23 protein-coding genes are annotated in these 22957 nt (G+C 62.9%); 15 read left to right on the top strand and 8 right to left on the bottom strand.

Annotation, left to right across the window (positions count from 1 at the left end):
• The 3 genes from ACX80A_RS10525 to ACX80A_RS10515 form a co-directional block, all read left to right on the top strand.
• Positions 1-632, top strand: a 632-nt coding sequence (locus ACX80A_RS10525; RefSeq protein ID WP_459259650.1) for an ABC transporter ATP-binding protein, incomplete at its 5' end; no start/stop codon positions are given.
• Complete coding sequence (locus tag ACX80A_RS10520; RefSeq protein WP_459259649.1) at positions 629-1939, top strand: ABC transporter permease; 1311 nt, start codon at positions 629-631, stop codon at positions 1937-1939. The genes ACX80A_RS10525 and ACX80A_RS10520, both read left to right, overlap by 4 nt.
• Positions 1940-2158: 219 nt before the next feature.
• Positions 2159-3349 (top strand): acyl-CoA dehydrogenase family protein, encoded by a 1191-nt coding sequence (locus tag ACX80A_RS10515; RefSeq protein ID WP_459259648.1) that lies wholly within the window; start codon positions 2159-2161, stop codon positions 3347-3349.
• Positions 3350-3406: 57 nt separating this feature from the next.
• Here ACX80A_RS10515 and ACX80A_RS10510 read toward each other — a convergent pair whose 3' ends face one another.
• On the bottom strand, positions 3407-4009 hold the full coding sequence (locus tag ACX80A_RS10510; protein WP_459259647.1) for a M23 family metallopeptidase: 603 nt from the start codon (positions 4007-4009) through the stop codon (positions 3407-3409).
• A gap of 381 nt (positions 4010-4390) precedes the next feature.
• Between ACX80A_RS10510 and rpsB the strand changes: the two genes are divergently transcribed.
• From rpsB to ACX80A_RS10480, 6 genes are all read left to right on the top strand, one after another.
• Entirely contained in the window at positions 4391-5359 is a 969-nt protein-coding gene (rpsB, locus tag ACX80A_RS10505; protein WP_459259646.1) for a 30S ribosomal protein S2, read from the top strand.
• 107 nt (positions 5360-5466) lie between these two features.
• A complete protein-coding gene (gene tsf, locus ACX80A_RS10500; protein ID WP_459259645.1) occupies positions 5467-6303 on the top strand; it encodes a translation elongation factor Ts in 837 nt (278 codons plus the stop codon).
• Between the two features lie 139 nt (positions 6304-6442).
• Complete coding sequence (gene pyrH, locus ACX80A_RS10495; RefSeq protein ID WP_459259644.1) at positions 6443-7183, top strand: UMP kinase; 741 nt, start codon at positions 6443-6445, stop codon at positions 7181-7183.
• A gap of 109 nt (positions 7184-7292) precedes the next feature.
• The gene (frr, locus tag ACX80A_RS10490) at positions 7293-7850 is read left to right on the top strand and encodes a ribosome recycling factor (RefSeq protein ID WP_459259643.1); all 558 of its coding nucleotides are present in this window, start codon (positions 7293-7295) and stop codon (positions 7848-7850) included.
• Between the two features lie 59 nt (positions 7851-7909).
• Positions 7910-8815, top strand: a complete 906-nt coding sequence (locus ACX80A_RS10485; RefSeq protein ID WP_459259654.1) for a phosphatidate cytidylyltransferase — start codon at positions 7910-7912, stop codon at positions 8813-8815.
• A 35-nt stretch (positions 8816-8850) separates the two neighbouring features.
• Positions 8851-9429 carry a DivIVA domain-containing protein gene (locus ACX80A_RS10480; protein ID WP_459259642.1) on the top strand — a complete coding sequence of 193 codons (579 nt, stop codon included), beginning with the start codon at positions 8851-8853 and terminating at the stop codon, positions 9427-9429.
• Positions 9430-9436: 7 nt separating this feature from the next.
• Here ACX80A_RS10480 and ACX80A_RS10475 read toward each other — a convergent pair whose 3' ends face one another.
• The 4 genes from ACX80A_RS10475 to ACX80A_RS10460 are packed head-to-tail and all read right to left on the bottom strand — an operon-like array spanning position 9437 to position 13287.
• A complete protein-coding gene (locus ACX80A_RS10475) occupies positions 9437-10912 on the bottom strand; it encodes a sodium/solute symporter (RefSeq protein ID WP_459259653.1) in 1476 nt (491 codons plus the stop codon).
• A gap of 8 nt (positions 10913-10920) precedes the next feature.
• Positions 10921-11313, bottom strand: coding sequence for a DUF485 domain-containing protein (locus ACX80A_RS10470; protein ID WP_459259641.1), 393 nt, complete (start codon positions 11311-11313; stop codon positions 10921-10923).
• Between the two features lie 10 nt (positions 11314-11323).
• A complete protein-coding gene (locus ACX80A_RS10465) occupies positions 11324-12055 on the bottom strand; it encodes a LytR/AlgR family response regulator transcription factor (protein WP_459259640.1) in 732 nt (243 codons plus the stop codon).
• A gap of 44 nt (positions 12056-12099) precedes the next feature.
• On the bottom strand, positions 12100-13287 hold the full coding sequence (locus ACX80A_RS10460) for a sensor histidine kinase (RefSeq protein WP_459259639.1): 1188 nt from the start codon (positions 13285-13287) through the stop codon (positions 12100-12102).
• Positions 13288-13512: 225 nt separating this feature from the next.
• On the opposite strand from ACX80A_RS10460, the gene ACX80A_RS10455 reads away from it, so the two are divergent.
• Positions 13513-13896, top strand: a complete 384-nt coding sequence (locus ACX80A_RS10455) for a DUF485 domain-containing protein (protein ID WP_459259638.1) — start codon at positions 13513-13515, stop codon at positions 13894-13896.
• Complete coding sequence (locus ACX80A_RS10450; RefSeq protein ID WP_459259637.1) at positions 13893-15515, top strand: solute symporter family protein; 1623 nt, start codon at positions 13893-13895, stop codon at positions 15513-15515. The genes ACX80A_RS10455 and ACX80A_RS10450 overlap by 4 nt, the downstream gene beginning before the upstream one ends.
• Positions 15516-15616: 101 nt before the next feature.
• Here ACX80A_RS10450 and ACX80A_RS10445 read toward each other — a convergent pair whose 3' ends face one another.
• Entirely contained in the window at positions 15617-16096 is a 480-nt protein-coding gene (locus ACX80A_RS10445; RefSeq protein ID WP_459259636.1) for an Lrp/AsnC family transcriptional regulator, read from the bottom strand.
• A gap of 202 nt (positions 16097-16298) precedes the next feature.
• Between ACX80A_RS10445 and pdhA the strand changes: the two genes are divergently transcribed.
• From pdhA to ACX80A_RS10430, 3 genes are read left to right on the top strand one after another with little or no spacing between them, the layout of a single operon-like run.
• A complete protein-coding gene (gene pdhA, locus ACX80A_RS10440; RefSeq protein WP_459259635.1) occupies positions 16299-17438 on the top strand; it encodes a pyruvate dehydrogenase (acetyl-transferring) E1 component subunit alpha in 1140 nt (379 codons plus the stop codon).
• Positions 17438-18445 (top strand): alpha-ketoacid dehydrogenase subunit beta, encoded by a 1008-nt coding sequence (locus ACX80A_RS10435; RefSeq protein ID WP_459259634.1) that lies wholly within the window; start codon positions 17438-17440, stop codon positions 18443-18445. The genes pdhA and ACX80A_RS10435 overlap by 1 nt, the downstream gene beginning before the upstream one ends.
• Before the next feature lie 8 nt (positions 18446-18453).
• Positions 18454-19893, top strand: coding sequence for a dihydrolipoamide acetyltransferase family protein (locus tag ACX80A_RS10430; protein ID WP_459259633.1), 1440 nt, complete (start codon positions 18454-18456; stop codon positions 19891-19893).
• 169 nt (positions 19894-20062) lie between these two features.
• On the opposite strand, the gene ACX80A_RS10425 is transcribed toward ACX80A_RS10430, so the two are convergent.
• Together ACX80A_RS10425 and ACX80A_RS10420 are read right to left on the bottom strand one after the other, a co-directional pair.
• The gene (locus ACX80A_RS10425; protein WP_459259632.1) at positions 20063-20530 is read right to left on the bottom strand and encodes a GNAT family N-acetyltransferase; all 468 of its coding nucleotides are present in this window, start codon (positions 20528-20530) and stop codon (positions 20063-20065) included.
• A gap of 50 nt (positions 20531-20580) precedes the next feature.
• The gene (locus tag ACX80A_RS10420) at positions 20581-21189 is read right to left on the bottom strand and encodes an SACE_7040 family transcriptional regulator (protein ID WP_459259631.1); all 609 of its coding nucleotides are present in this window, start codon (positions 21187-21189) and stop codon (positions 20581-20583) included.
• A 160-nt stretch (positions 21190-21349) separates the two neighbouring features.
• Between ACX80A_RS10420 and ACX80A_RS10415 the strand changes: the two genes are divergently transcribed.
• On the top strand, positions 21350-22954 hold the full coding sequence (locus ACX80A_RS10415) for a carboxyl transferase domain-containing protein (protein WP_459259630.1): 1605 nt from the start codon (positions 21350-21352) through the stop codon (positions 22952-22954).
• Positions 22955-22957: the final 3 nt, after the last annotated feature.

Raw genomic sequence — 22957 nt, 5'->3', positions numbered from 1 at the left:
TCAAGGGAGTGTCGCTGGAAATTCAGGCAGGCGAATCGCTCGCCATCGTCGGTAAGAGCGGCTCCGGAAAGTCGACTCTGATGCACCTGCTTGCCCTCTTGGACAAGCCCGGCGGCGGCGCGCTGCTGGTCAAGGGTACGGACGCCGACGAACTCAGTGTGAAGCAGGTCAGCCGGCTCCGCAACGAGGACTTCGGCTTCGTGTTCCAGCAGTTCTTCCTCACCCCCAACGCAACGGTGCTCGAGAACGTTGTATTGCCGCTGAAGATCGCCGGAATCGGCGCCCGGAAGCGCAAAGCCCGCGGGATGGCGGTCCTAGCGATGCTCGAACTCGCTGATAAGGCGAAGAATAAGGCCATCAACCTCTCCGGCGGACAAAAGCAGCGCGTGGTTATCGCCCGCGCTCTGGTGAACCATCCGAAAGTGATCTTCGCCGACGAACCGACCGGCAACCTCGATACCGGCACCGGCCGCCTGGTCGAAGACATCCTGTTCTCCCTGAACAAAGAGCACGGAATCACCCTGGTGATCGTCACCCACGACATAGACCTCGCCGCCCGGTGCGACCGGCAAATGTACATCCGCGACGGGCGCGAAGCACGCTCCCTCCACCAATCAGAGGATTCACCGTGAGCATCATCGACATCATCACCACCGCGATCGGCAACAGCCTACGCAGCAGGCTCCGGACCGCCCTGACCGTGATCGCTGTCTTCATCGGCGCGTTCACTCTCACCATCACCAGCGCGATCGGAACCGGGATCTCCAGCTACATTGACACGCAGGTCGCAGCCTTCGGCGCCTCGGACGTGCTCTCCATCACCATGGCAGCTGACGACGCCGCACAGACAGAGGAAAGCGGGCCCGCGCCCTATGATCCGGATCAGGTAATTGCGGCAGGGGGCTTCGAAGGCGACGGTTCAGAGTTCGCAACCAGCGTCCTCACCGCCGATGACCTGACCACCATCAAAGACACAGCCGGGATCCTTGACGTGAACCCCGTCCTGCAAGTCACCCCCCGCTACATCGAGTACGACAACAACGGCAAGTTCGAACTGGCAGTCAACGCCAGCGCCGCGCTGAGCACCCCGGACCTTGCGGCGGGAACCGTGCTGCAGGGGGTGGATGATGGCAACGAGAATCAGATACTGCTCACCGCCTCGGACCTCAACAGCCTGGGCTTCGCAACAGCGGAAGCCGCAGTAGGGGAGACAGTCACGATCGGAATCACTGACTACCTGGGCGGGATGCACGAGGTCGAGGCAACAGTGGTCGGTGTACAAAACCAATCGGTCCTCACCAGCGGCGCTGCCCTTAACCAGGCCCTCACCGATGAGTTGCATGAAGTGCAGAACACAGGCAAACCGGAGAACTCCGCTGAGGGCGCCTTCCTTGCGACGGCACACTTCGACCCGTCGGCAAGCGAAGAGGAAATCAACGCGCTCCAAGCCGATCTCGCCGAGCAGGGGTATGCGGCAGCCACGGTGGCTGACCAGATCGGCATCCTCCAAACCATCATCAGCGGCATCGTCGGGGTGCTCAACGCCTTCGCCGTCATCGCGCTGATCGCCGCAGGTTTCGGCATCATCAACACGCTGCTCATGAGCGTCCAGGAACGGACCCGCGAAATTGGGCTCATGAAAGCCATGGGCATAGGAAGCGGCCGGATCTACGCCCTGTTCAGCATCGAAGCCGTCTTCATCGGCTTCCTCGGCAGCATCATCGGAGCCCTTGCCGCGATCGGAACCGGCGCGATCGCCAACAATGTGCTTGCAGGCTCCGTGCTTGCCGAACTTGAGGGACTTGAAGTTCTGCGGTTTTCACCTCTACCTATGGGCGCCATCATCCTCTTAGTCATGCTCATCGCCTTCCTCGCCGGCACACTCCCCGCCCGGCGGGCATCACGTCAAAATCCCATCGACGCTCTGAGGTATGAATGAGAGCAGCCGAGACGCGAGGTGTCTGCCTTTCCGCACAGGCGAGCCTGATCATGATGGCCGCCTACGCTGTCGGCTGCTGTACCAGGCCGCTACGGCGCCCCATAAACCTTAGCGTCGGATATTCCACTTTTTCATAAGCCACCCCTAAATGATTGGCAACGATGTTACTCGTGGGTAACATAGTCCGAAGAACCGTTCGACTACGCAAAGGACACCCGCATGAGCAAGCCGGTCATCGATGTAAACAACCTCCCGTACGCCGACGGCGACTTCTACTCCTACGAAGCGCTACTCAGCCAGAAGGAGCGGGATCGGCTCGACGAGATTAGACAGTTCCTGAAGACCGAAGTCAGGCCTCATGCCACCGGCTGGTGGAACAATTCGACGTTCCCCAAAGACCTCATCCCCAAGCTTGCCGAACTGGATGTGATGAGCCCGGTCCGCCGTCAGGGCTTCTCCAACCTGTTCGCCGGTCTGATGCACGCCGAGTTCACGCGCGCCGATACCTCAATCGCAACATTCATTGGGGTCCATGACGGTCTGTTCACCGGGTCGATCGAAGAACTTGCCTCGCAGGAGCAACAGGAAGCCTGGCTGCCGGACATCTACGCGATGAAGAAAATCGGCGCGTTCGGACTGACCGAGCCTCTTGGCGGATCCGACGTGGCCGGCGGCACCCGCACCACGGCCCGCCGGGAAGGCGATAGCTGGATCATCAATGGAGCCAAACGGTGGATCGGAAACGCCACCTTCTCGGACTGGGTGGTCATTTACGCGCGCGACCTCGATGACAACCAGGTCAAGGGCTTCATGGTGGACACCGGTCTCAAGGGGTATCACGCCACCAAGATCGAAAACAAGATTGCGCTGCGCACCGTCGAGAACGCCGATATCACCCTCGACAATGTAGTGGTCCACGATGACTTCCACCTCAAAGGGGCCAACAGCTTCAAGGACACCAATAAGGTGCTGAAGGTCACCCGGCTTTCGGTCGGCTGGCAGGCGGTAGGTCAGCAACTCGCGGCATTCGATGTGGCGCGTCGCTACACAGTGGAACGGCACCAGTTTGGGCGCCCGCTCGCCTCCTTCCAGCTCGTCCAGCAGCAACTCGTCGAGATGCTGGGTAATACCGTTAGCTCAATGGCCATGATGGTCCGTTTGGCTCAGCTGGAAGACGATGGGCTAGCCAAGGACGAGCAATCGGCCATGGCTAAGGCCTTCACCACGGCACGAATGCGCGAGACAGTTGCCATGGGTCGCAGCCTGCTCGGCGGAAACGGAATTGTCACCGACTACGAAATGGCGAAAATCTTCTCCGACGCGGAGGCCGTGTACTCCTATGAGGGAACCCACGAGATCAACACCCTGGTGACAGGGCGAGCCATCACGGGGATCGCCGCGTTCGTTTAACCCCGTGGTCTTCGTCGGATCCCGGGTGGGTGCGTCGAACGGGTCGGGTGGGGAAACTCACGGACCGTGCAGGGGGAGGAGTACCGATGGCCTGCGGTCAAGGACAAAGTCGAGCGGATTCACGTAGTCGCCGTTCTGTCGCACGCCCCAGTGCAGGCAGGTCGTGGGGCAGTGATGCCTGGCGGTTCCTGGATCGGAGGCTAGTGCTCGAGATGCAAGGGTGCCGACCGGTTGGCCCTTCTGAACCACCTCGCCGCGCTCAAAGCGGGAGACGACCGGTTCGAAGCTGCTGAGCAGTCCGCTGCCATGGTCCACTGTGACCACCGGCCGATCGACCACCCACCCGGTGAATACCACCCAACCGGACGCTGGGCTGCGAATATCGACAGTCCCGGTGGCTGCGAGATCGACGCCTCGATGGCCTGGCAGCCACCGTTGGGCCGGTGGTTCAAAGGGCCTCAGCACCCTCGGTGTCGGGGAGAGCGGCCAGATCCACGTTGGCTCAGTCCCGGTAGCTGGCGCCGCATGGTCCGCACCAACGCTCGTTGACCCCGTGGCGAGCACCAGCAGCGCACCGGCCACGAGTACTGCCAGGGGAGCGGCCTTGTTCCGCACGGGGCTTCCGGTCCGGAGAGGGTTCTGGGCGGGCTTCGTCGACATGGTCCAAGTGTCCGCCTGCCGGCTCGGCTTTGGAGAGTGCATGGCTGCTATGTGGATAAGCGCAGTCGCCCATATCCGCCGGCCCGCGCCCACCCCGGCCCTGTAGTACACTCGTTACAGCAGTTTGCTGCGATGTGGCGTGCCCTCCACAAGGTTTCGGAGGGTGACAGCTCGATGCGACTGACTACGCGTACCCCTTCCCTCCGCAGCCCTCACGGGTGGCGAAGGGCGTGACTCCAACGGTCCGGAATAACTTCCGGTGATGGACCTCACGGGTGAAAACCAGCGGGTACCAGGAGTGACGTTCGTCCCGAACGGAACACTAGCAACCGTCAACAGGCAGAAACGGCGCCACGCGCCCTGCCGATAGAAAGGAACGACATGCCAGTCGTTACCATGCGCCAACTGCTCGACAGTGGCGTACATTTTGGCCACCAGACCCGTCGCTGGAACCCGAAGATGAAGCGTTTCATCTTCACTGAGCGCAACGGTATCTACATCATCGACCTGCAGCAGTCACTGTCCTACATTGACCGCGCCTACGAGTTCATCAAGGCCACCGTCGCGCACGGCGGCACGGTGCTGTTCGTTGGTACGAAGAAGCAGGCGCAGGAAGCCATCGCCGAGCAGGCAACCCGCGTGGGCCAGCCCTACGTCAACCAGCGCTGGCTCGGTGGCATGCTCACCAACTTCCAGACCGTCTCCAAGCGCATCCAGCGTATGAAGGAGCTCGAGGAAATCAACTTCGACGATGTGGCCGGCTCCGGGCACACGAAGAAGGAACTCCTCCTCCTGCGCCGCGAACTCACCAAACTGGAAACCAACCTTGGTGGTATCCGCAACCTGACCAAGGCCCCCTCGGTCGTGTGGATCGTTGACACGAAGAAGGAACACCTGGCCATTGACGAAGCCAAGAAGCTCGGCATCCCCGTCGTTGCAATCCTTGACACCAACTGCGATCCTGACGAGGTTGACTTCCCGATCCCCGGCAACGACGACGCCATCCGCGCCGTTCACCTGCTGACCCGCGTGGTTGCGGATGCAGTAGCCGAGGGCCTGATCGCCCGTCACAACCGCTCCGGTGGAAACGACGCCGACGCCGCAGCCGAGCCCATGGCTGAGTGGGAGCGCGAACTCCTGGGCGACAGTGCCACACCAGCAGCTGACGCCGCTCCGGCCGAGGAAGCCACACCAGCAGCCGACGCCGCGCCTGCAGAGGCCGCAGCCGAGGAAGCCCCAGCCGCAACCGATGCAGCTCCCGCCGCTGAGGAAGCCCCAGCAGCTGAGGAAGCCCCAGCAGCCGATGCAGCTCCCGCCGCTGAGGAAGCCCCAGCAGACGACAGCAAGTAACTGGATTCGGGGGTGCGGGTGAAAATCCGCACCCCCTTCTCCATGTGCCCAGGCGTCACCGCCTGCAGGCATCACTGTTCTTGGACACAACATACTTAGGAGTTCACATGGCGAACTACACCGCCGCTGATATCAAGGCCCTCCGCGAGCGCACTGGCGCTGGCATGATGGACGTGAAAAAAGCCCTCGACGAGGCCGACGGGGACGCCGGCAAAGCGATGGAGCTCATCCGCATCAAGGGTCTGAAGGGTGCAACGAAGCGCGAAGGCCGGTCAACTGCCGAGGGCCTCGTAGCAGCCAAGGTCGACGGCAACGTCGGCGTCATGGTCGAGGTCAACTGCGAAACCGACTTCGTCGCCAAGGCTGGTCCGTTTGTTGAATTCTCCAACAAGGTCCTTGCCGCAGCGATCGAGTCAGGCGCCAACGACGTCGACACCCTCCTCGCCTACTCGGTTGACGGCAAGCCCGTCTCCGAGCATGTCATCGAGGCTGGTGCCCTCCTGGGCGAAAAGGTGGCCATCCGCCGTCTTGCACGCATCGAGGGCAGCATCGTTGATGCTTACCTGCACAAGACGTCCAAGGACCTTCCCGCCCAGGTAGGCGTACTCTTCGCTGTTGATGGCGAGGGCGACGCCGCCAAGGAAGCCACCCACGACATCGCAGTCCACATCGCTGCCTACTCGCCGACCTACCTCGTCCGCGACGAAGTGCCGGCAGAACTGGTCGAGACGGAACGTCGCATCGCCGACGAAACCGCGCGTGCCGAAGGCAAGCCCGAGGCAGCATTGACCAAGATTGTTGAAGGCCGTCTGACGGGCTTCTTCAAGGAGGGAGTGCTCGTCGACCAGGCATTCGCCAAAGACGCCAAGAAGTCAGTCGCCCAGGTGTTGACTGAAGCCAACTCCAAGCCGACCGCATTTGCCCGATTCCGGGTTGGAGCCTAGGCCAGTCAGGCACAGCGAGTAGTTTGACAAAGGGGTGGTTACCACGGTGACCACCCCTTTTTCCTGCCCAATAGGCAACCAGACGGTACCGCAACGTATTCTTTTAGCAACGAACCCCGCAACCGCCCTTGGAGGCACAATGGATAACTCTGATCTGGGCACGCATGGCCGGGAAACCTACCGACGTCGGGTGCTGCTGAAACTTTCGGGTGAAGTGTTCGGGGGCGGCAAGCTCGGCGTCGACCCTGAGACGGTCCGCTCGGTAGCGAAGCAGATCGCCGCCACGGTCGGTCAGGTGGAAGTTGCCATAGTCGTCGGCGGCGGCAATTTCTTCCGCGGCGCCGAACTTTCCCAAAGCGGCATGGACCGATCACGAGCCGATTACATGGGGATGCTCGGAACCGTCATGAACTGTTTGGCGTTGCAGGACTTTTTGGAACAGGCGGGAGTCGAGACCCGGGTACAGAGCGCAATCACGATGGGACAGGTCGCCGAGGCCTACATTCCGCGCCGCGCGATCCGCCATCTAGAGAAGGGCCGCGTCGTCATCTTCGGCGCCGGTGCAGGGCTCCCGTATTTCTCCACCGACACGGTTGCGGCGCAGCGGGCCCTCGAAGTGCACGCTGACCTGGTGCTCATGGCCAAGAGCGGCGTCGACGGCGTCTATACCGCCGACCCGCATAAGGATCCCACAGCGAAGAAGCTCGAGACGCTCTCCTACGATGATGCGTTGCGCCAGGACATCCGGGTCATGGACCAGACAGCCATGACCATGTGCAAGGACAACGACCTGTCGATGGTGGTCTTCGGCATGGAGGGCGAGGGGAACGTCACCCGGGCGATCCTCGGCGAGAAGATCGGGACCATCGTTACCGCCTAGGCGCACCCCCGCCGGGTTGCCCCTGCGGGGTGGCCTGTGAACTAGGATTGAAAACCGAACCGGACGACGCGCCGCTGTAGCTCAGCTGGCGCACTGCTTAGGAGTTACAGTGATCGACGAGACATTGCTAGAGGCCACCCAAAAGATGGATAAGGCAGTGGAGGCCGCGAAGGAAGATTTCGCCACTATCCGCACCGGACGCGCCAACGCTTCGTTGTTTTCCAAGGTCATGGTCAACTACTACGGTGCTCCGACGCCGCTCCAGCAGTTGGCGTCTTTCCAGAACCCTGAGGCTCGCACCCTTCTGATCACCCCCTTTGACCGGGCGGCGCTGAACGACATTGAGCGGGCATTGCGGGACTCAGACCTGGGCGCCAATCCGTCGAACGACGGAAATATCATCCGGGTAGTCCTTCCGGAGCTGACCGAGGAACGCCGCAAGGAGTACGTCAAGCTCGTAAAAACCAAAGCCGAAGACGCTAAAATTGCCATCCGCAACATCCGCCGCAAGGCGAAGGACGGCATTGACAAGGCGGTCAAGGACGGCGACGCCGGTGAAGATGAGGGAGCGCGAGGGGAAAAAGATCTTGACGCCCGCACCAAATCTCACACCGATACGATCGACGAGCTGCTCAAGCGCAAGGAAACCGAGCTCCTTGAGGTCTAATGAGCGACACCGACCACTCTGCTGACCCCGGCGCCCAGCAGCCAGCCAGCGTTGGCGCCATGGTGAGCGGTCGGCGCGCCCAACGGGCTCCCGGTACCCGGCAGATCCGACGCAGATCCGGGCGGAAGACGCCTGGCGCACCGAAGGCCCCCTCCCGGGCGGGGAGAAACCTGCCAGCGGCAACCGCTGTGGGCTTCGCCCTGCTCGGTTCGGTACTGGGAGGAATCCTCTACCTGCCCATCGCCTTCGTGGCGATCACCACAGCCTTTGCGCTGGTGGGTGTTTGGGAAGTGTCGCGGGCACTCGAGGTGCGGCAGATTCGGCTTCCCCTGGTACCCGCCATCGCCGCGACTATTGCGCTGCCGTTCGCCGCCTACCTCGGCGGGCCCGAGGCCTTGGCCTACGCCGTCGTCCTGTCCACCGCCGCCCTGGCTTTGTGGCGCAGCTTCGACCCGGCACCGGATGCAGCGAGATCCATCACCGCGGGCGTCTTCGTTGTGCTCTGGATACCGCTGCTGCTCGGCTTCGCCATGCTGCTGCTGCAGGAACCATCAGGCAAGCTGCTGGTAGCGACGCTGCTGCTCCTGGTAGTGGCCAACGACACCTTCGGCTATCTGGTCGGAGCGTTCTTTGGGAAGCACGCCATGGCCCCGAAGATCAGTCCGAAGAAGTCCTGGGAAGGGTTCGCGGGCTCGGTGTGTGGAGCCGTGCTGGTGGGAAGCATCGCAGCGGTCTTCCTGCTGGACCGGCCATGGTGGTTTGGCCTAGTCCTGGCTGTAGCTACCGTCTCCGCAGCAACCGCCGGGGACCTCGCGGAGTCGATGATCAAACGCGAACTGGGAGTCAAGGACATGGGCAACATCCTGCCCGGGCATGGCGGCATGATGGACCGGCTCGACTCCATTGTCTTCGCCTCCCCGGTTGCGTTCCTGCTGTCAGCTACATTGGTACCGGGAATTCTCTAGCCCCCGGCCGCACAACCCAAAGGAATCAGGACACCATGGACGAAGCTCGTCAGGGCAGCTCCCCCTTCGCGCGGGTGGGCCGCCGGGAATATGGTTACAATCTTCGGCAGGTGGACAGCTTCCTCACCCGGGCCCGTGAGTACTACAACACCGAAAAGCCAACCGGTGACCCCGTGACCAGCGTCGACGTTCGGTCGATGGCCTTCGACCCAGCCAAGGGAGGCTACGAGCCGCAGGCGGTCGATGCCGCGCTGGACCGGCTGGAAGACGTTTTCGCGCAGCGGGAACGTGACGACCTGATCGAAGCGAAGGGCGAGGACGCCTGGCTGATGCAGATTGGCCGTTCCTCGGCTGTCCTGCGGAACCGGCTGCACCGCGAGCCCGGCGAGAGGTTCCGGCGTCCCACCAAGCGGAAGGCAGCCAGCTACAACGTCGACGACGTCGACGCCCTCTGTAACGAGCTCCTCGGCTACTTCGAAAGCGATGTTCCCCTGAGCGTCGACGTCGTGCGACGCTCAGTTTTCCGGGAGGCCGTTGGGGCTGAGGGCTACGAGGAAACCCAGGTCGATGCGTACCTGGACCGGGTGGTCGAGTTAATGGCCGGCATCGACTAACTTTGACCTAAGCGCGCCCGTGCACCGGCTCCGGCGTGTGCAACCGGGCCATGACCCGTGACACGCTTCCTGGCGTCCGGCGGGCGGTCAGCTGCGACACCAGGATGGTGACAGCGAACGCGGAGGGCACCGTCCACAGCGCGGGTTGCTCAAGCCATTCGTAGCGTGCCGATTCGGGCCCCAGCGCCGCCGCGGCCAGGATGGACCCGCCGCACAGGACAGCCCCGGCCAGCATGCCTGCAACGGCTCCCACATCGGTCAGTCCCCGCCACCAGATTCCGAGCAGCAACAGCGGACAGAGCGTGGACGCGGTAAAGGCGAACACCATGCTTACGCTGCCGGCCAACGCCAGCGTGCTGGTGGCCAGCGCCAACAGCAAGGGGATCAGCGCCGAAATCACCGCGGCCCGTCTGAACCCGCGCACGCTGCCTTGGAAGAACTCCTGACTGACCACCCCTGCGAGGGACACCACCAACCCGCTGGTCGTCGAGAGGAACGCCGCAAACGCTCCCGCCGTGACCAGGGCGGACAGCAGATCCCCGGCGGTGCCATCGAAAATGCGGCTCGGGAGCAACAGAACTGTGGCGTCGGCGGCGCCGTCGGCTGCGAGGTCGGGGGTGTAGATCCGACCGAGAACCCCGTACACGGTGGGAAACAGGTAGAACACTGACAACAGGCCCAGCACAATGAGGGTGGTCCGGCGGGCCGAGGCGCCGTCGGGGTTGGTGTAGAAGCGCACCAGCACATGGGGCAGGCCAAGGGTGCCGAACAGCAGCGCGATCACCAGGGAGATGTTGCGGTACAGCGAGGCATCGCCGACGATGTTCAGCTCCGCAGCAAACACAGCACCGGCGTCGGTGATCGGGCTGCCGGTCGCTGACAGGCGCAGCAGGATAAACACGATCGGCACCGCGAGCGCCGTCAGCTTGAGCCAGTACTGGAAGGCCTGCACAAAGGTGATGGACCGCATCCCGCCGGTGACGACACTGAGGCAGACCACCACCACCACCGCCACCGCTCCCACCCACGGCGGAAGCCCGGTGGTGATCTGGACGGTGAGGGCGGCCCCATGCAGTTGCGGCACGATATAAAGCCAGCCGACGACGACGACGAGCAGGCTGGTCACGCGCCGGACCATCAGCGATTCGAGGCGAGCTTCGGCGAAGTCGGGAATCGTGTAGGCGCCGGAACGCCGCAGGGGAGCCGCCACGAACAGAAGCAGCATCAGGTACCCGGCCGTGTACCCGATCGGAAACCAGAGCGCATCCACGCCCGAGATGAGGATCAGTCCGGCGACGCCGAGGAAGCTCGCCGCGGACAAGTACTCACCGCCGATCGCCGACGCATTCCACCAGGGGCGCACGGTCCGCGACGCCACGTAGAAGTCGCCGGTCGTCCGCGAAATACGCAGGCCGTAGATGCCGATCAGCACGGTGCTCAGGGAAACCAGGGCCAGTGCCACATATCCGACCACCGGATTCAGCTCGGCGTTCATAGCGGTCTAGTCTCATCGACCAGGTCCCTGAAACGTAGTTCGTTCCGGGCGGCACTGCGCACATAGAGGGCCGCGCAGCTGATCACCAGCGGGTAAACGCCCACCCCCAACAGGAGCCACGGCACCGGGACGGTGAAAACCGAAAGGTTCCCGATCTGGGGAAAGACCGCCAACAGCACGGAAATGCCGATCAGTATCACCAGGAAGCCTGTGGCTACCACCACTGCGAGCCGGAGCTGGGACCTGATCAGGGAACGGACAAACAGTTCGCCCACCTCCGACTGCTCAGCCATTTCCCGGGCGACCGGGTACGAGCCTGCAGCGGGTCGGGCGTTACTGCGCGGCGCAGTGACCCGCACCCGTTGGGGTGTGCCGTCCGGCGTCGTCATCGCGGACACCTCACGGCTGCCGCGGCCGGAGACGGGTGGCCTCAAGCCTGTCCCGCACCACCGGCAGGTGCCGGCGGCTGACCGGAAGCTCGGCGTCGCCGACGAGGAGCGACGCGCGGCCCGCGCCGATCTTGACCTGCCGGACCTGGTTCATCGCCACCAGGTAGGACCGGTGAATCCGTAGGAAGCCGGCATCGGCCCACTGGCGCTCCAGGTCGTTCAGGGGGATACGGATCAGATAGCTCGACTCGGCGGTGTGCAGGCGCGCATAGTCGCCCTGCGCCTGGACGTAGCGGATATCGTCACGCCGGATCATCCGACTGATGCCGCCCTGATCGACGGTGATCATTTCGGGCGCGGCGGCGCCGTCCTGGCCCGCTTCCATCAGCTCGCAGATGCGTCGCACAGATTCGGCGAGGCGCTCCATTCGCACGGGTTTGAGCAGGTAATCGACCGCCCGTAGATCGAACGCTTCCAGCGCTCGGTCCTCGTCCGCGGTGACGAAGACGACTGCTGGCGGGCGGCTGAACCGAGAAATGACTCGCGCGATGTCCAGGCCGGAGAGGGCCGGCATGTGGATGTCGAGGAACAACGCATCGACGTCGTGGGTTTCAAGGGCGCGCAGTGCCTCGGCTCCACTCGACGCGCGGTGGATGGTTCCGATCCGCGCATCCTTGGCGAGCAGGAAAGCCAGTTCCTCGACCGCGGGGAGCTCATCATCGGCGATGACAACATTGACCATGGGTTCCAGATTACGCGTACCGACAGGTTACGTGTGCCGTGTGCTCAGGTCTGGTGGTCTGGCTGCGACTTCGGGATTCGCAGAGTGATCATGGTGCCCGCGCCCACCGCAGTGTCGATGGCGAGCCCGTAATCCTCGCCGTACACCTGGCGTAACCGCTGATCAACGTTGCGGAGCCCAACATGCACACCGTCGATGTGGCCGGCGAGCACTGACCGCAGATAGTCGGGATCCATGCCGACGCCGTCGTCCTCAATCGTGACCTCAGCGAACGCACCGGCGTCGTGCGCCGTAATGGTGATGTGGCCAGAGCCATCGGTGGACTCCAGGCCATGCCGGACAGCGTTCTCCACCAGCGGTTGAAGGCTGAGGAAAGGTATGACCGTGCTGAGCACTTCGGGGCCAATCTCCAGGGTGACCCTCAGGCGGTCCCCGAACCGTGCCCGCTCCAGCAGCAGATAGCGATCGATCGACTGGAGCTCCTCGGCAACCGTGGTGAAGTCCCCATGCCGACGGAAGGAATATCGGGTGAAATCGGCGAACTCCACGACCAGTTCGCGGGCCCGGACCGGGTCTGTGTTGATGAAGGAGGCGATGGCGTTGAGGGAGTTATAGATAAAGTGGGGGCTGATCTGGGCGCGAAGGGCACGCACCTCAGCCTCCATCAGAAGGGTTCGGGAGGAATCCAGTTCGGCGAGTTCCACCTGGGTGGACACCCAACCGGCTACCTCGTTGGCGGCCCGTACCAGGCCAGCGTTGACGTGCGGGGCGAAGGCACCCACCGTGCCGACCACTCGCTTATCGACGCGGATCGGGGAGATCACCACCTGCCCGTCACCGGGTACAGCGGCCGTGCCCAGCTGGGCCTCCCTGAAAATTTGGGTCCGCCCGCTGGCCAGGACCTGCCGCACCAGAGCCATCACCTGCTCGGGCATTTCGCGCCCACCATCCCAGGCGAGTACAGCGCTCTCGTCAGTGATCAGGAGGGTGTCGCACCGCAGCAGGCCGCGCAGATGCTTACTGGCCTTCGACGCGCCCGCCGGGGTGAGTCCGGCACGGAGGTGCTCCGAGGCCAGCGCAGCGGTGTGCAGGGTGGCATACGTGGCGCGGTCGGCGTCGGACCCCAGATCCCGGTAGGAACGGGAAAGCTTGAACCCGAGGGCGGCAACCACCGCAATCGTCATAGCGACAATGGCGCCCACCAGGGCGGTGTCGACGGCGGTGCTGAACATTGCTCAACAGTAACCGGCAACCGCTCGCCGGAGCTCCCCACTCGCCGCAGGAGAGGGCCGCTCACCGCAATTGAGCGTCCACTGGGCGATACACTGCGTTGCGGTACTGGAGAACCATGCGCACAAGACGCATGGTGATGGGAGTCACACCTTTACGCGCCTGTCGCTGCTCCCGACCGATCGGAGCCAGCCCGGCGCGGAAGACGTTCTCAACGAGGAGGAATCATGGCCACCGAGCCATCGCCGCCGGAAGCTGGCACCACAGCGCCCGTCGACTTCACCGCATACCAACAGAATCCGCAGTTCAAGGAGCTCCGCAAACGCCACCGCAGCTTCGTTTTCCCCATGGCAGTCTTCTTTCTGCTCTGGTACTTCCTGTACGTGCTGCTGGCGTCCTACGCCATCGACTTCATGTCCACCCCGGTCTGGGGCAACATCAACATCGGGCTCATCCTGGGCCTGCTGCAGTTCGTCACCACCTTCGCCATCACAATGGGGTATGTCACCTACGCCAACCGGAAGCTCGACCCGATCGCCGCGGACATCCGCCACGAGCTTGAGGTCACCGCACCGGAGATCTTCACCGAAAAGCCAGGAGCGAACAAATGATGCCGGTCTCCCTGCCGATGCAGACGGTCGAAAGCACCCAGGTCGGTGAACCGTGGCTGAACATCACCATTTTCGGGCTGTTCGTCGCCATCACCCTGGTGATCGTGCTCCGTGCAAGCCGTAACACCAAGACCGCCGCCGACTACTACGCAGCCGGCCGGTCCTTCAGCGGACCGCAGAACGGCACAGCCATTGCTGGAGACTACCTGTCGGCGGCCTCCTTCCTCGGAATCGTTGGCGCCATCGCCATCAACGGCTACGACGGATTCCTCTACTCCATCGGCTTCCTGGTGGCCTGGCTCGTAGCCCTGCTGCTCGTGGCTGAACTGCTCCGCAACACCGGCAAGTTCACCATGGCCGACGTCCTCTCGTTCCGGTTGCGTCAGCGGCCCGTGCGCATCGCCGCAGCCATCACCACCCTGGCCGTCTGCTTCTTCTACCTGCTCGCGCAGATGGCCGGCGCTGGCGGACTGGTTTCCCTGCTGCTGGGCATCGATGACCGTCTCGGTCAGTCCCTCGTCATTACCGTCGTAGGCGGGTTGATGATCCTTTATGTATTGATCGGTGGAATGAAGGGCACCACCTGGGTGCAGATCATCAAGGCCGTCATGCTCATCACCGGCGCGTTCATTATGACCATCTGGGTCCTCGCTCTCCACGACTTCAACCTCTCCACCCTGCTGGGTGCGGCGATGGAAACCGCTGGGAACCCTGACATCATCAACCCGGGCCTGCAGTATGGCACCTCCAGCACCTCTCAGTTGGACTTCGTGTCATTGGCACTTGCCCTCGTTCTCGGCACCGCGGCGCTGCCACACGTGCTGATGCGGTTCTATACGGTGCCGACCGCCAAGGAAGCCCGCCGTTCAGTGGTGTGGGCCATCTGGCTAATCGGTGGGTTCTACCTTTTCACCCTGGTCCTCGGCTACGGTGCGGGTGCCCTCATCGGCGCGGATCGCATTAAAGCGGCTCCGGGTGGGGTCAACTCGGCAGCACCGCTGCTGGCGTTCGAACTCGGCGGCCCGATCCTGCTCGGCGTGATCTCAGCGGTTGCGTTCGCGACGATTCTCGCCGTCGTCGCCGGCCTGACCATCACCGCCGCAGCGTCGTTCGCCCACGACATCTACGCGAACGTTATCCGCAAGGGCAACCTGGATCCCGACGGTGAGGTGAAGGTGGCGCGGCGTACCGTCGTCGTCATCGGTATCCTCTCCATCCTCGGTGGCATCGGCGCGCAGGGACAGAACATCGCCTTCCTGGTTGCGTTGGCCTTCGCGGTTGCGGCCAGCGCGAACCTGCCGACCATCCTTTACTCGCTGTTCTGGAAGCGCTTCAACACTCAGGGCGCCATCTGGAGCATGTACGGCGGGCTTGGTTCGGCCATGCTGCTCATCGCCTTCTCTCCCGTCGTCTCGGGCAAGGAAACCTCGATGATCCAGGGCGTCGACTTCGTCCTGTTCCCGCTGAACAACCCGGGCATTGTCTCCATCCCACTGGCGTTCTTCCTCGGCTGGCTGGGTAGCGTGCTGGCCAAAACCACCGAGGATCCGCAGAAGCAGGCGGAAATGGAGGTACGGTCCCTGACCGGGGTCGGCGCGGAAAAGGCGACTGAACACTAAGCCGCCGGATTCGTTTCTTCACACGGCAACAGGCCGGCCCAATTTCGGGCCGGCCTGTTGCCGTGTAACGGGATTGTGGCTGGGGTTCCTCTGGTCAGTCCCTATGTGCCCGGCTGTCGGCGGCCGCGCTCCAGGAGGGGCTCAACCCGGAAGGGGACCAGTTCGCCCATGGCCAGGGAGGTATCGCATCGTTCCACTCCATCGCAGCCGAGTATTTTCCCGTTGATCCTGAAGAGGTCCTCGGCGTCGGCGCAGACCACCCGAACCAGAATGTCGGCCTGACCCGTGAGTCCGTACGCTTCGAGCACCTCGGGAATGCCAGCCAGCTGTTCGGTAATGGCGGCGAGCTGCTGCTGCTGAACGTGCACGTGAATGAACGCCATCAGCGGGTAGCCCAGTGCTACGGGATTGATCCGACGTTCAAAGGATAGGAAGACCGACTTCTTCTCCAGCTGGGCCATCCTGGCCTGAACCGTGTTGCGGGACAGGCCCAGTTTCTGGGCCAGTGCTACCACCGTGGCCCGGGGATCTTTGGCCAAGGCAATCAGGAGACGGGTGTCAGAGGAATCCAGTGGTTGCATAATGCGCAATGCTAACACGGCGCTTGGGCCGTTTTTTTAGCATTGTGATCAATTAAATGGAGATCGGTTGTGCTCGATGGCTCCTGTGAGTAGGGTCACAGTATCTTTGGGTAAAGACGCCCAAAGGTCAAGGACAAGGCTCCCGGTCCATCACGCTAAAATCCGGCCGGGCGCCCGACCACACCATTGAAGGTTGTGTATTGTGCCCCTGAATGACACCGCTTCCGCCGGACACGACACGCCGATTCAGCTGCTGACACCCGCGGGCGTGCGGCAAACAAACGAAGACTATGACCGGTGGATCTCCGACGTTGACGGCCCGGCGCTACAGGCACTATACGAAGACATGGTGGTGGTACGGCGGATTGACGCCGAGGCAACCGCGTTGCAGCGGCAGGGGGAACTGGCGCTGTGGCCGCCGCTGCTGGGGCAGGAGGCGGCGCAGATCGGTTCAGGGCGCGCGTTGCGTGAGGATGACTTCGTCTTTTCCAGCTACCGCGAGAACGCTGTGGCGTACTGCCGGGGGGTTGACTTCACTGACATCCTGCGGGTCTGGCGTGGCAACGCGTCGGCGGGATGGGACCCCTTCTCGATCAACATGGCAACCCCCCAGGTGATCATCGGTGCGCAGACGTTGCATGCCACCGGTTACGCCATGGGGATCCAGCAGGATGGTGCGGACTCGGTGGCAGTCACCTACTTCGGTGATGGCGCCACCAGCCAGGGTGATGTGAACGAGGCGATGGTTTTCGCCGCGAGCTACCAGGCGCCGGTCATCTTCTTCTGCCAGAACAACCACTGGGCAATCTCGGAACCCGTTGGCCTGCAGGCTCATGTTCCCATTGCCAACCGGTCGCCCGGCTTTGGGATTCCTTCGGTACGCGTCGACGGCAACGATGTGCTTGCCTGCCTGGCGGTGACCCGCGAAGCGCTCCATCGGGCTCGAACCGGCGGCGGACCGAGCTTTATCGAGGCCGTCACCTACCGGATGGGTCCTCACACCACAGCCGATGACCCCACCAAGTACCGCGACGCTAACGAGCTTGAGGACTGGGCGGCAAAGGACCCTATTTCCAGGCTGTCAGCTTTGCTCGACTCCCAGGGTTTACTTACGCCCGATTTCATCGTCTCGGTCGGCGCCAAAGCTGACGACGTCGCAGCGAAACTTCGCGCCGGTTGCATCGAGATGCCCGAGCCCGAACCGATGGACGTCTTCAAACACGTCTACAGCACCCCCAATTCCTGGCTGGACCGTCAGCAGGACAACTACGGACGCTACCTCGCATCCTTTGATTCACGGTCTGAGGATGCCAGCGGGTCAGCCACGGAAGGAAGCCACTAATGTCGACGATGACATTTGGCCGGGCCATTAATGCCGGGCTGCGCAGAGCCATGGAGAACGATCCGAAGGTGATCCTCATGGGCGAGGATATCGGGAAGCTCGGCGGCGTTTTTCGGATCACCGAGGGGCTGCAGAAGGACTTTGGCGAGCACCGTGTCCTCGATACTCCGCTGGCAGAATCGGCCATCATGGGAACCGCCGTCGGGATGGCGTACCGCGGGTACCGCCCGGTGGTAGAGATCCAGTTCGACGGGTTTATTTATCCGGCATTTGACCAGATTGTCTGTCAGGTCGCGAAGCTGCATTACAGAACGCAGGGCGCCGTGAAGATGCCGATCACCATCAGGGTGCCGTTTGGTGGCGGCATCGGTTCGCCCGAGCACCATTCCGAGTCGCCCGAAGCCTATTTCACCCACACCTCGGGGCTAAGGGTAGTCAGCGTCTCCAACCCGCAGGACGCCTACACGATGATCCAGCAAGCCATCGCCAGCAACGACCCGGTGCTGTACTTCGAGCCAAAACGCCGCTACCACGTCAAGGGCGAGGTGGATGAGACCATCGACCTGTCAGCAACATCAATGGAAGATGCTCACGTCGTCATGGCGGGCAGCGACGTCACCCTGGTCACGTACGGTCCGCTGGTTCCCACCGCGCGGGACGCGGCAATTGCGGCGTCCGACGACGGCGTCTCCGTCGAAGTGATCGATCTGCGGTCGCTCGCACCCATCGATTTCGCCACCATTGAAGCCTCCGTGCGGAAGACCGGCCGCCTGGTGATCACCCACGAAGCAGCTCAGTCGGGCGGGCTGGGCGCAGAGATTGCCGCCAGCATCACTGAACGCTGCTTCAATTACCTGGAGCACGCACCGGTTCGCGTCACCGGGTTCGACATCCCCTACCCGTACTCCAAACTTGAATTCCATCATCTGCCCGATCTGGATCGTATTCTCGACGGCGTTGACCGCGTCCTGGGACGAACCAATTCGCTGAGCGGGCTCGAAAGGTAGTGGCCACGATGATCAAGGAATTCAGGCTCCCGGATCTGGGCGAAGGTCTGACCGAATCGGAAATAGTCAGCTGGCATGTCGCCGAGGGCGACGTCGTCGAACTCAACCAGATCATTGCCGACGTCGAAACCGCCAAAGCGGTAGTCGAGTTACCGTCGCCCTACGCCGGGGTGGTCGCCAGGCTGCACGAGCAGCCAGGCACGGTGATAGCGGTGGGAGCGACAATCGTCTCTTTTGATGTTCCAGCTGTCGACGGAGCGAACGGTGGGGGCACCAGCGGCGGGGGTCTGGCTGCTGAGGCCTTCCAGGGGGCGGGGGATGTTGCGGGCCCGGCCGACGGCGATGTCCCTGCCAAGCGCGAACCCAACCTCGTCGGATATGGCGCAGCAGTTGAAAAGGGTGGCCGCCCAGCGCGGCGCGCGCGGGGTGGATCAGGTCGTGGCGATGTGACTGCAGCTCTGCCGGCGCCAACAGCATCAGCGGTGCCCGCTGGACCACCTGTGCCCGTTGTTTCAGCTGCGCCGCCGCTGGCCACTGCGCTGTCGGAACGCCCCCGATCCACTCCGCCCGTGCGGAAGCTTGCCCGGGACCTCGGGGTCGAGCTGGTAGCAGTAACCGGAACCGGTGCCAGCGGGCTGATCACCCGTGACGATGTGATAGGTGCGGTCAGCCGCCGCGAGCAACCCGCCGCCGCACCGCAGACTGCAGCGATACCGGCGAAGGCTGCCGGGTCGCAGCAGTCCTCGCAGCGGGAAACCCGGACCCCAATTCGGGGAATCCGTAAGCACACCGCCGCGGCCATGGTCGCGAGTGCGTTTACCGCGCCCCATGTCACCGAGTTCCTGACGATTGACGTCACTCCGACCATGGAGCTCGTCGGACGGCTGAAGACCAGTCGGGCGTTTGCTGATGTGAAGATCACGCCGCTTGCAGTGGTGGCCAAGGCACTGTGCATCGCAGTGGATCGCAACCGGACGGTCAACACCCGCTGGGATGCTGCCAGCTCAGAAATCGTGCAGCACCGTTACGTGAACCTTGGCATCGCGGCCGCGACGCCGCGGGGACTGATGGTACCGAACATCAAGGATGCCGATCAGCTGACGCTCAAGGAGATAGCTCAGGCGCTAACCGGACTCACCGAGACGGCACGCGCTGGCAAGACCAGCCCGGTCGATCTCTCCGGCGGCACCATCTCCATCACCAATGTCGGGGTGTTTGGGATCGACGCCGGGACACCCATCCTCAATCCGGGGGAGGCAGCCATTTTGGCGATGGGAGCAGTCCGTCGGACCCCGTGGGAATACCAGGGCGAGATCGCGTTGCGATCGGTCATGACACTGAGCCTGTCGTTTGACCATCGGCTGGTTGACGGGGAGCAGGGTTCACGGTTCCTTGCCGATATCGGAACCATTCTGTCGGATCCCGGCATGGTCCTCACCATGATCTAGCGGCCAGGATATGCGGGCAGCAGAGTCACTTCAAATGGGTGGCCGCAGGCCAGTTTCACCCTCGATGATGGGGAGCAGCTCCTTTCGCGCGCGGTTCACCAAGGGTTCACCAGAGCGGGACGGACCGGACCGGTGGTCTTGTGCCGTCCAGACGCGGGGCAAGGCGAAGCTAGCGGAGTTCCAGGACCAGTTCCTTGACGACAGCGCCGCGGGCATTGGCGAATCCCTGGACCTCACCAATGTGCTCGAAGCCGTAGCGTTCGAGGATCTTGATGGAGTTGACGTTGTCCACCACAGCGCGGGCACGGATAGGCCGGTCGGTGAACTCTTCGAGGAACAGCCCTACTGCCGCCGTCGTGATGCCCTGGCCCCAGCTGGCCTTGTCAATCCAATAACTGATCTCGGGGGTCTCGTCATTGCGGTAGGCGAGGATGCTGCCAACCACTGCGCCGTCGTGAAGGATGGTACGCACGGTGATCTGGGGGTCGTTGAGGATGTTCTGCCAGTGATGGTTGAACACCCCACGGTCCGCTGGGTTCTTGGCCGTGAACGCGGCCATATGGTTGGCGCTGGGATCGAGTTGATGGGAAAAGAACTCGTCCAGGTCGGAGGGTTCAACGGCGCGTAGTGAAGTCACATCGAACTTTCGGTTAGATGGCGGGTAGAAACAGGTTACTAGGCAATGGGCTACGCATTAAGCGCCGACCATGCCATTTTCTCCAGCAGGAGCCGCAGGTCGGCAATGTCGCTGCTGCTTTTCCGGCGGGAAGTCGTGTGCGGAGTCGAGTTGATCAGTCCGAAGGCCGCATGAGCCTTCCGGCGGAGTTGGGCGGGGTCGTCGTCGGGAAGGAGTTTGGCCATGACATCGACCCACACTTCCACATATTGGCGCTGCAGGAATCGCACGGTGTGCTCATCTTCGGGGGTCAGGCTGTTGAGGTCCCGATCCTGCACTCTGATCACATTGGCGTTACGTAATGCGAAGTCCACCTGGAACTCGATCAGTCCGCGGAGCGCCGACGCAGGGTCCGGAGCGTTCGCGACCACCGCGTTGCTGCCGTGGAGCAGGTCTTCGCTGACCCCGGCCAGAAGAGCACCAAGGACTGCCGGCTTATTGCTGAAGTGACGGTACACGGCTGGACCGCTGACGCCGGCGGCGGCGCCAAGGTCTTCTATGGAAACGCCGTTGTAGCCGCGATCGGCAAACAACTGGGCCGCGGCATCCAGCAGTGCGGCGCGGCGAGAGGCCTTCGCCATGCTGCGGCCGGTGATCCGGCTCGGAGCAGAAGCTTCCATTGATGCCCCCATCTTGTGCGGTTCGGTGAACCGGTCATCCCATTTTGGTGGACAAGTCGGTTATTAGCTACTAACCTAATCTCAGTTAGTACATACTAACTGAAAATGCTTCCATACAAACGGTCCGCTCGCCGACGAGCAACCGGTCAGGGAAAGACCCATGCAGACGCTGACATCCCAGGTAGACCCCACCAGCCCCGGCTTTCGGCAGAACGACACTGAACAGCGGCAACTGGTCGCCGAATTGCGCGAAAGGTTGGCTGAGGCTTCCCTCGGCGGCCCGCCGCGGTCGCGTGAGCGGCATGTCGCTCGCGGAAAGCTCCTGCCTCGCGAGCGCATCGACCAACTGCTCGACGACGGCAGCCCCTTCCTGGAAGTAACACCGCTTGCCGCCAACGGGTTGTACGACGACGAATGCCCCGGGGCGGGGGTGATCGCCGGCGTCGGACTGATTCACGGACGCCACGTCCTGGTGATTTCCAACGACGCAACTGTTAAGGGCGGCACCTACTACCCCCTCACGGTGAAGAAGCATTTGCGGGCCCAGGAGATCGCGCTGGAAAACAACCTGCCGTGCGTCTATCTGGTGGACTCCGGTGGAGCGTTCCTACCCAAACAGGACGAGGTGTTTCCGGACAAGGAGCACTTCGGCCGGATTTTCTTCAACCAGGCCACCATGTCGTCCCGGAAAATCCCCCAGATCGCGGCGGTCATGGGGTCCTGCACAGCAGGCGGAGCCTATGTTCCGGCGATGAGCGACGAGACGGTGATTGTCCGTAACCAGGGGACCATCTTTCTCGGCGGCCCGCCACTGGTGAAAGCAGCGATCGGCGAGATCGTCACCGCCGAGGAGTTGGGCGGGGGAGACGTCCACTCGAAAATCTCCGGGGTCACCGATCACCTTGCGGAGAACGACACGCACGCGCTGGAAATCGTCCGGGACATCATCTCCACCTTGCCGCGGACCTCACCGGCCTGGGAGATCAAAGCCTCCACCGAGCCAGCGGTCGACCCCGACGAGGTTTATGGGGCGGTACCCACCGACGTCAACGCCTCCTACGATGCCCGCGAGGTCATCGCCCGAATCGTAGACGGCAGCGAGTTCCACGAATTCAAAAAGGAATATGGCGTAACCCTGGTTACCGGCTTCGCCACCCTGCACGGCCATCAGGTGGGCATCGTCGCCAACAACGGCGTGTTGTTCAGCGAGTCGGCGCTCAAAGGCGCCCACTTCATTGAACTTTGCGACCAGCGTGGGATTCCCCTGATTTTCCTGCAGAACCTGTCGGGCTTCATGGTGGGCCGCGACTACGAGGCGGGCGGAATCGCCAAAAACGGTGCCAAGATGGTCACCGCCGTCGCCACCTGCCGCGTCCCCAAACTGACCGTCGTCGTCGGCGGATCCTTCGGCGCCGGCAACTACTCGATGTGTGGGCGTGCCTATTCGCCGCGGTTCCTGTGGATGTGGCCCTCGAGCCGGATCTCAGTGATGGGGGGTAACCAGGCCTCGGCGGTGCTGGGGACCGTGAAACGGGACCAGCTTGAGGGTCGCGGTGAGGACTGGAGCGCCGAGGACGAAGAGGCCTTCAAGGCGCCGATCCGTGATCAGTACGAGGCGCAGGGCAGCCCCTACTACTCGACGGCCCGACTCTGGGATGACGGCATTATTGACCCCGCGGATACCCGCACGGTGCTCGGCCTCGCCTTGGATATTTGTGCCAATGCGCCGGTCCGGGACACCTCCTTCGGCCTTTTCCGGATGTGAGCG

The organism is Arthrobacter sp. TMN-50 (assembly GCF_054511125.1).
The sequence above is the reverse complement of the archived record's forward strand: the minus strand, read 5'-3'. Positions and strand labels throughout refer to the sequence as shown.

Coding starts and splice junctions, on each gene's coding strand:
- ACX80A_RS10515 (WP_459259648.1), top strand. CDS start 2,159: ATGAGCAAGCCGGTCATCGATGTAAACAACCTCCCGTACGCCGACGGC.
- ACX80A_RS10510 (WP_459259647.1), bottom strand. CDS start 4,009: ATGTCGACGAAGCCCGCCCAGAACCCTCTCCGGACCGGAAGCCCCGTG.
- rpsB (WP_459259646.1), top strand. CDS start 4,391: ATGCCAGTCGTTACCATGCGCCAACTGCTCGACAGTGGCGTACATTTT.
- tsf (WP_459259645.1), top strand. CDS start 5,467: ATGGCGAACTACACCGCCGCTGATATCAAGGCCCTCCGCGAGCGCACT.
- pyrH (WP_459259644.1), top strand. CDS start 6,443: ATGGATAACTCTGATCTGGGCACGCATGGCCGGGAAACCTACCGACGT.
- ACX80A_RS10485 (WP_459259654.1), top strand. CDS start 7,910: ATGGTGAGCGGTCGGCGCGCCCAACGGGCTCCCGGTACCCGGCAGATC.
- ACX80A_RS10480 (WP_459259642.1), top strand. CDS start 8,851: ATGGACGAAGCTCGTCAGGGCAGCTCCCCCTTCGCGCGGGTGGGCCGC.
- ACX80A_RS10470 (WP_459259641.1), bottom strand. CDS start 11,313: ATGACGACGCCGGACGGCACACCCCAACGGGTGCGGGTCACTGCGCCG.
- ACX80A_RS10465 (WP_459259640.1), bottom strand. CDS start 12,055: ATGGTCAATGTTGTCATCGCCGATGATGAGCTCCCCGCGGTCGAGGAA.
- ACX80A_RS10460 (WP_459259639.1), bottom strand. CDS start 13,287: ATGTTCAGCACCGCCGTCGACACCGCCCTGGTGGGCGCCATTGTCGCT.
- ACX80A_RS10455 (WP_459259638.1), top strand. CDS start 13,513: ATGGCCACCGAGCCATCGCCGCCGGAAGCTGGCACCACAGCGCCCGTC.
- ACX80A_RS10450 (WP_459259637.1), top strand. CDS start 13,893: ATGATGCCGGTCTCCCTGCCGATGCAGACGGTCGAAAGCACCCAGGTC.
- ACX80A_RS10445 (WP_459259636.1), bottom strand. CDS start 16,096: ATGCAACCACTGGATTCCTCTGACACCCGTCTCCTGATTGCCTTGGCC.
- ACX80A_RS10435 (WP_459259634.1), top strand. CDS start 17,438: ATGTCGACGATGACATTTGGCCGGGCCATTAATGCCGGGCTGCGCAGA.
- ACX80A_RS10430 (WP_459259633.1), top strand. CDS start 18,454: ATGATCAAGGAATTCAGGCTCCCGGATCTGGGCGAAGGTCTGACCGAA.
- ACX80A_RS10420 (WP_459259631.1), bottom strand. CDS start 21,189: ATGGAAGCTTCTGCTCCGAGCCGGATCACCGGCCGCAGCATGGCGAAG.
- ACX80A_RS10415 (WP_459259630.1), top strand. CDS start 21,350: ATGCAGACGCTGACATCCCAGGTAGACCCCACCAGCCCCGGCTTTCGG.